9 protein-coding genes are annotated in these 7118 nt (G+C 73.3%); 8 read left to right on the top strand and 1 reads right to left on the bottom strand.

Going from position 1 to position 7118, the window contains the following annotated elements:
- Together AB0A95_RS15050 and AB0A95_RS15045 are read left to right on the top strand one after the other, a co-directional pair.
- Nucleotides 1-1231: AAA family ATPase (locus AB0A95_RS15050; protein WP_357556308.1), on the top strand; the 1231-nt coding region annotated here is incomplete at its 5' end.
- Nucleotides 1232-1287: 56 nt separating this feature from the next.
- On the top strand, nt 1288-2172 hold the full coding sequence (locus AB0A95_RS15045; protein WP_357556307.1) for a DUF2567 domain-containing protein: 885 nt from the start codon (nt 1288-1290) through the stop codon (nt 2170-2172).
- Here the strand turns inward: AB0A95_RS15045 and AB0A95_RS15040 are convergent.
- On the bottom strand, nt 2087-2791 hold the full coding sequence (locus tag AB0A95_RS15040) for an LON peptidase substrate-binding domain-containing protein (RefSeq protein ID WP_357556306.1): 705 nt from the start codon (nt 2789-2791) through the stop codon (nt 2087-2089). The genes AB0A95_RS15045 and AB0A95_RS15040 overlap by 86 nt on opposite strands.
- Nucleotides 2792-2896: 105 nt before the next feature.
- Between AB0A95_RS15040 and hisD the strand changes: the two genes are divergently transcribed.
- Genes hisD through AB0A95_RS15010 form a run of 6 tightly spaced genes read left to right on the top strand, consistent with a single transcriptional unit; the run spans nt 2897 to nt 7118 of the window.
- Complete coding sequence (gene hisD, locus AB0A95_RS15035) at nt 2897-4219, top strand: histidinol dehydrogenase (RefSeq protein ID WP_357556305.1); 1323 nt, start codon at nt 2897-2899, stop codon at nt 4217-4219.
- Complete coding sequence (locus AB0A95_RS15030; RefSeq protein WP_357556304.1) at nt 4216-5289, top strand: histidinol-phosphate transaminase; 1074 nt, start codon at nt 4216-4218, stop codon at nt 5287-5289. Before hisD ends, AB0A95_RS15030 begins: the two co-directional genes overlap by 4 nt.
- Nucleotides 5286-5897 (top strand): imidazoleglycerol-phosphate dehydratase HisB, encoded by a 612-nt coding sequence (gene hisB, locus AB0A95_RS15025; RefSeq protein WP_357556303.1) that lies wholly within the window; start codon nt 5286-5288, stop codon nt 5895-5897. The genes AB0A95_RS15030 and hisB overlap by 4 nt, the downstream gene beginning before the upstream one ends.
- Nucleotides 5898-5955: 58 nt before the next feature.
- The gene (locus AB0A95_RS15020; protein WP_357556302.1) at nt 5956-6129 is read left to right on the top strand and encodes a hypothetical protein; all 174 of its coding nucleotides are present in this window, start codon (nt 5956-5958) and stop codon (nt 6127-6129) included.
- Entirely contained in the window at nt 6126-6758 is a 633-nt protein-coding gene (hisH, locus tag AB0A95_RS15015) for an imidazole glycerol phosphate synthase subunit HisH (RefSeq protein ID WP_357556301.1), read from the top strand. Before AB0A95_RS15020 ends, hisH begins: the two co-directional genes overlap by 4 nt.
- 36 nt (nt 6759-6794) lie before the next feature.
- On the top strand, nt 6795-7118 hold the full coding sequence (locus tag AB0A95_RS15010) for a hypothetical protein (protein WP_357556300.1): 324 nt from the start codon (nt 6795-6797) through the stop codon (nt 7116-7118).

Raw genomic sequence — 7118 nt, 5'->3', positions numbered from 1 at the left:
GGACTACCGGGCGGAGCCGGGCTACCAGGTCGAGCCGGACTACCGGCCTGACCCGGGCTATCGGGCCGAGCCGGACTACCGGGCTGAGCCGGGTTATCGGGCCGAGCCGGGCTACCCGGCGGAACCGACGTACCGGGCCGAACCCGAGACGCCGCCCCGCCCCGCCGAGCCGGCCCAGTCCCGCTACGCGCTGCTGGACAACGGCTACCGGCAGGGCGACCCGCCGGCCGAGTCGCGGTACGCCCTGCTGGAGACCGGCTACCAGCCGGAGACCGGTTACCCGGTGACCGCGCCACCACCAACACCTGTCGCGCCCGCACCCGCCGCGCCAATCGTGCCGCCACCCACCCCGGCAGTCGGCTCGGCGATCGCGGAACGCGCCTATCCGGCCCGTGTCGAGTGGCGCCCGCAGGGCGTCGACCCGGAGCAGGAGCGGGCCAACGGGGTGCTCCGCCGAGACCTGGGCACCCCCCGGGTGTTCGCCTTCGCCAACCCCAAGGGCGGGGTGCACAAGACCACCGCCACAGTGCTCGCCGCGGCCACTGTCGGCAGTGTGCGGGGGCAGGGCGTACTGGCCTGGGACGACAACGAGCTGCGCGGCACCCTGGGGTTGCGTGCCGGCAGCGCCCGGCATGCCCGGACGATCCGGCACCTGATCAGCGACCTGGCCCAGATCGAGATCCTCGAGGGCTCGACCCTGCTGGGTCGACTGGACGACTACCTGCGGCACGCCTCCGACGGCTCGTACGACGTGCTGGCCGGCGAGGAGAGCCCACGCTTCGCCCAACGGCTGGACCAGTTCACCGTACGACGGGTACTGGAGCTGCTGCGGCGTACCCACGACGTGGTGTGCGTGGACACCGGCAACAACGTGGAGAGCCCCAACTGGCGCACTGTGATGCAGGCCGCGGACCAGTTGGTGGTGACCACGGTGCCCCGGGAGGACGCCGCGTTCAGCGCGGACTGGATGCTCGACCTGCTGCACGAGGAGGGCATGGGCGAGTTGGCGGACAACGCCATCACCCTCATCTCCTGCCCGACCCCGGGCCGCTCGCCCCTACAGGACGACCTGGAGCGGCACTTCGCCACCCGTACCCGAGGCGTGGCAGTGGTGCCGTACGACGCGGCACTGGAGACTGGTTCGTCGATCGAGTACCACCAACTCCAGCCGGAGACCCGGCAGGCGTGGCTGCGCGCGGCGGCGATGATGGTCGAGCCGTTCGCCCGGTGAGCTGGTCTGCCGCCACCGGCCACCCGGCCCCGCACCGGGCCTGAGAGGATCATCGGGTGAGCCCGGACAACCCCGACCGCGAGCGGCCCGTCGACGAGCCCGACCAACCCGTGCCGCCCCGAGCGTCGGGCGCGACACCGTCAGCCGCCGAGCAGCCGTCGGCCGGGGGACAGCCGTCAGCCGCCGAGCAGCCGTCGGCCGGGGGACAGCCGCCGGTTGGCGAGCGGGCCGGGCTCGGGGTGGGTGACGGTGCGCCTTCGGCGGCGTACCAGAGCTTGCTGCGGCTGAGCTTCGACGAGCCGCGCCGTCCGCTGCGCACCGCGGCGACGGTGCTGGGCGCCGTGCTCACGCTGGCCGTGCTGGGGGTGCCGTTGGGGCTGCTCTGGGCCGCGCTCGCGCCGGACACCCCGGTGCTCAAGACCGCCGAGGGGGCGATCTACGCCGACCCGCAACCGGAGCAGCCGATCGCCGCGGACGGATGGTTCAGCCTGCTCGGGCTCGGCTTCGGGCTGCTGGTGGCGCTTGCCCTGTGGTTCGTGCTGCGGCGGCGGCGCGGCCCGGTCGGGCTGCTCGCCGCGGTGCTCGGCGCGTTGGTCGCCGCACCGGTGGCCTGGCAGGTGGGCCGACGGGTCGGCCTGGCGACGTTCGACCGGCTGCTGGCCACCGCCCCGGCCGGGCAGGCCTTCACCAAACCCGCCGACCTGCGGGCCGGTGGCGTCGACTGGCTGCTCGACGTGCTGCCGGTGCCACACGGCAACCTGCTGCTGCCGGCATTCGGTGCCGCGGTCATGTACACCCTGCTGGCCGGCTGGTCGCGGTGGCCGGGGCTGCGCCCGGAGCCCGACGCGGCGGGGCTCAGTTGGGTGTCGGCGGGGACGCCAACTCCGCAAGCGGCACCGGCACCGCCCGCACCTGACGAAGCAGAGCCGCCTCGCGGTTGAGCAGCCGCAGCTCGGCGCGGAGCCGGGCGGCGGTGTCGTCGATCGCCAGCAGGCGCTGCCGGTCGTCGACGGTGAGCGCCGCGGTCGCCGCCACCAGGTGGGATAGCACCGTCGGGTCCTCCGGCAGTTGCTCGGAGATCTCCTCCGGGTCGGAGCGGATCAGGCCGAGATATTGCCGGAAGACCGCGATCACCCGGGCGGCCAGCAGCTCGGCCACCTCGGCCGGCCCGGCGGGGTCGGGCAGCCACTCCACGTCGGCGGTCAGGTAGGGCGCGGCGTTGTCGTCGACCTCGGCGATGCGGAAGCGACGCCGGCCGACCGTGACGATGTCGAAACCCCCGTCGGCCAACTCGGTCACCTGGCGCAGCTCGGCGGTGCAGCCCACCTCGTGCAGTGTGACCTCGCCGCCGCTCGGCGTCGCGCGGCCGCCGGGACCGGCGGGCGCGACCTCCCACCCGGACTGGATGGCCACCACGCCGAACTCACGCGGAGCGCCCTCGGGCAGGTCGACCAGGTGGCGGACCAAAGCCCGGTAGCGCTCCTCGAAGATGTGCAGCGGCAGCACCAACCCGGGGAAGAGCACTGTTGCGAGCGGGAACACCGGCAGCCGTGCGGTCACATCGTCGAGCCTAACCAATCTCGCCCGCGGGGGCGTGGCCCGGCTCACCGTCCCGGCTGACGGGCGGCTCGGGTGGCGTCCGCGCCGGCCGCCTAGACTCAGAGGGTGCTGAATCGGATCGACCTGCGCGACGGTCTCGGTGACCCGCGCCGCCTGCTGCCCCGTGCCCAGCTCGACGTGTCGGTTGCCGTCGAGCGCATCCGCCCTCTGGTGGAGGCGGTCCGCGAGCATGGATACCCGGCGATCCGGGAGGCCAGCGAGCGGTTCGACGCCATCTCCCCGGAGGTGCTGCGGGTGCCGGTCGAGGCGATCACCGAGGCCGAGGGCGTGCTCGACCCGGCCGTCCGCGCCGCGTTGCTGGAGTCGATCACCCGAGCCCGCAAGGTGCACGACGACCAGCGCCGCCCCGACCACACCACCCAGGTGGTGCCCGGTGGCACCGTCACCGAGCGGTGGGTGCCGGTCGACCGGGTCGGCCTCTACGTGCCGGGTGGCCTGGCGATGTATCCGTCTACGGTGGTGATGAACGTGGTGCCCGCCCAGGCGGCCGGAGTGCGGTCGCTGGTGGTGGCCAGCCCGCCGCAGCAGGACAACGGCGGCCTGCCCGACCCCCGGGTGCTCGCCGCGTGCGCGCTGCTCGGCGTCGACGAGGTGTACGCCGTGGGCGGGGCCCAGGCGGTGGCGATGCTGGCGTACGGCGCGGCTGTCGACCCCACTGGTGCACAGCGGTGCGACCCGGTCGACCTGATCACCGGCCCCGGCAACATCTGGGTGACCGCGGCCAAGCGGCTGCTGCGCGGCGTGGTGGGCATCGACGCCGAGGCCGGGCCGACCGAGATCGCCATCCTGGCCGACGACACGGCCGATCCGGCGCACGTCGCCGCCGACCTGATCAGTCAGGCCGAGCACGACCCGCTCGCCGCGAGCGTGCTGGTCACCCCGTCGTCGACGCTCGTCGAGGCGGTCGAGCGGGAGTTGGCCCGGCAGGTGCCGGCGACGAAGCACGCCGAGCGGGTCACCACGGCGCTGACCGGCGAGCAGAGCGGCGTCGTCCTCGTCGACGACCTGGAGGCGGGGCTGCGGGTGGTCGACGCGTACGCGGCCGAGCACCTGGAGATCCAGACCGTGGACGCCCGCGAGTGGGCAATGCGGGTCCGCAACGCCGGGGCGATCTTCGTGGGGGCCTGGTCGCCGGTGTCGCTCGGCGACTACTGCGCCGGGTCCAACCACGTGCTGCCCACCGGCGGCTGCGCCCGGCACTCCTCCGGGTTGTCGGTGCAGTCCTTCCTGCGCGGCGTGCACCTGATCGAATACACCGAGGACGCGTTGCGCGACGTCGCCCCGCACGTGCTCACCCTCGCCGGGGTGGAGGATCTGCCCGCGCACGGCCAGGCGGTCCAGGCCCGTTTCCCGGGAGCGTCGGCGTGACCAGCCTCGACGATCTGCCGATCCGGGCCGACCTGCGGGGGCTGTCGCCGTACGGCGCGCCGCAGCTGGACGTGCCGGTGCGGCTCAACACCAACGAGAATTCCCACCCGGTGCCGGAGCCGGTGGTCGATGCCATCGGCAAGGCGCTGGCGGCCGAGTTGCGTGAGCTGAACCGCTACCCGGACCGGGACGCGGTGGCGCTCCGCGCCGACCTGGCCGAATATCTCGGGCACGGGCTCACCGTCGAGCAGGTGTGGGCGGCCAACGGCTCCAACGAGATCCAGCAGCAACTGCTCCAGGCGTTCGGTGGGCCGGGGCGCACCGCGCTCGGCTTCGTTCCGGCGTACTCGATGCACCCGCTGCTGGCCCTCGGCACCGGCACCCGGTGGGTGCCGGCGCGGCGCGGCGTCGACTTCGGGCTGACCGTCGAGGAGGCGGTCGCCCAGGTCCGGGAGCACCGGCCGGACGTGGTCTTCCTCTGCTCGCCGAACAACCCCACCGGCACCGCACTGGACCCGACCGTGATCGCCGCCGTGCTCGACGTCGCGCCCGGCATGGTGGTCGTCGACGAGGCGTACGCCGAGTTCGCCCGACCGGGGACGATCAGCGCCCTCGCGGTGTTGCCGGGCCACCCGCGGTTGGTGGTCACCCGGACGATGAGCAAGGCGTTCGGCTTCGCCGGCGGGCGGCTGGGTTACCTGGCCGCCGACCCGGCGGTGGTGCAGGCGGTGCAACTCGTCCGGCTGCCGTATCATCTCTCCGCGCTGACCCAGGCCGCCGCCCGCGCGGCGGTGACCCACCGCGACACCCTCCTCGGTACGGTGAGCGCGATCATGGTGCAGCGGGACCGGATCGTGGCGACGCTGCGCGAGCGCGGCTTGCGGGTCGCCGACAGCGACGCCAACTTCGTGCTCTTCGAGGTGGGCGGCGACCAGACCACCGTCTGGCGCGCCCTGCTGGCGCAGGGGGTGCTGGTCCGCGACGTCGGCCTGCCCGGCTGGCTGCGGGTGACCGCCGGCACGGCCGCCGAGACCGACGCCTTTCTTTCTGCAATGGAGATTTCGCGATGAGTCGGACCGCCCGGGTGGAGCGGATCACCAAGGAGACAGAGGTTCTCGTCGAGATCGACCTCGACGGCGACGGCACCGCCGAGATCAGCACCGGTGTCGGCTTCTACGACCACATGCTGCACCAGATCGCCCGGCACGGCGGCTTCGACCTGACCGTACGCACAGTGGGTGACCTGGAGATCGACTCGCACCACACGATCGAGGACACCGCCCTCGCCCTGGGCACCGCGTTCGACAGGGCGCTGGGCGACAAGGCCGGCATCCGGCGGTACGGTTCGGCGACAGTGCCGATGGACGAGGTGTTGGTGCGGGCCGCGGTTGACCTGTCCGGTCGGCCGTACGTGGTGCACGACGAGCCGGCGTTGGCCCCGTACATCGGGCCGGTGTACGCGACGAGCATGACCCGGCACATCTGGGAGTCCTTCGGTCAGGCGGCCCGGGTCACGTTGCACGTCGACGTGCTGCGGGCGGCCCGGCCGGGTGGTCACCCGGACGCGCACCACGTGGTGGAGGCCCAGTTCAAGGCGGTCTCCCGGGCATTGCGCGAGGCCACCGCGATCGACCCCCGTGCGGCGGGCGCGATCCCGAGCACGAAGGGCGCCCTCTGATGAGCGCGAGCAGCGCAGCGCAGCGGAGCCCCGCGGTCGCGAAGGGAAGGTGGCTCTGATGGGCGGCGTGTTGCCGACGTTGCTGCTGATCCTGGCCGGGGTGTTGGTGGGTGGCGCGTGGTCGCTTCACCGCCAGGGCGCGGCGAAGGGCGCGGTTTTCGTCACCGCGCTGCTCGCGGTGCTCGCCACTGTCGGCGGGGTGCTGTGGCTGTTGCCGGGTGGTGACGCGTGAGCGCCGTGGTGGTGCTGGACTACGGCTCGGGCAACCTGCGTTCGGCGGAGCGGGCGTTGGTCGCCGCCGGCGCGGATGTGCGGGTGACCGACGACCTGGCCGCCGCTGCGGACGCCGATGGTCTGGTGGTGCCGGGGGTGGGCGCGTACGCGGCGTGCATGGCCGGGATCGAGGCGCTCGGCGCCGGCCCGGTCATCGCCGAGCGGGTGGCCGCCGGCCGGCCGGTGCTCGGCATCTGTGTGGGCATGCAGGTGCTCTTCGAACATGGTGACGAGCACGGTGTGGTGACCAAGGGGCTCGGGTTGCTGCCCGGCGGGGTGACCCGGCTGGCGGCCAGCCGGTTGCCGCACATGGGCTGGAACACGGTTCGGTCGCCTGCCGAGTCGGTGCTCTTCGCGGGGTTGTCGGAGCAGAGCCGGTTCTATTTCGTGCACTCGTACGCGATGGGCAACCCGGCGGCGCTTGCCGCTGCCGGTGCCGTGGTGACCACCGCCCGGCACGACACGGATTTCGTGGCCGCGGTGGAGCGGGGTCCGCTGTCGGCGGCGCAGTTCCATCCGGAGAAGTCCGCCGACACCGGTGCCGCGCTGTTGCGCAACTGGCTCGCCACGCTGCCCAGCGGTGGCTGAGCGTCGTCGCCCGACGCCCGGTGAGAGGGTGTCGCGGTGAGCCGGGAACGGGCCCGTCGGCGGGCCGAGCGGGAGGCCGAGCAGGCTCGGGAGCGGGCGGTGCGGCAGCGTCGGGTGGCACGCCGGCAGCGCCGTCGCGCGATGGTCCGCCGGTTGACGCCGCGGGTGCGGCGGGGCCGTTCCGGGCGGCTGGCCCGGCACACCCGGGGTGAGCGGGCCGCCATCGTGTTGCTCACCGGTGCGGCGCTCATTCTGATCTGGACGTTCGTCGACAATCTGGCGTTGCGTATCGCGCTGATCGTGTTGTTGCTGCTCGTACTGCCGGCGGTCGTCGTGATCGCCCTGGACCGTCGTACCTGA

The organism is Micromonospora sp. NPDC049230 (genome assembly GCF_040647875.1).
GTDB lineage: Bacteria > Actinomycetota > Actinomycetes > Mycobacteriales > Micromonosporaceae > Micromonospora.
The sequence above is the reverse complement of the archived record's forward strand: the minus strand, read 5'-3'. Positions and strand labels throughout refer to the sequence as shown.

Excerpts from the sequence above, each read along its gene's own strand:
- hisB (WP_357556303.1), top strand. The coding sequence starts at position 5,286 with ATGAGTCGGACCGCCCGGGTGGAGCGGATCACCAAGGAGACAGAGGTT.
- AB0A95_RS15020 (WP_357556302.1), top strand. The coding sequence starts at position 5,956 with ATGGGCGGCGTGTTGCCGACGTTGCTGCTGATCCTGGCCGGGGTGTTG.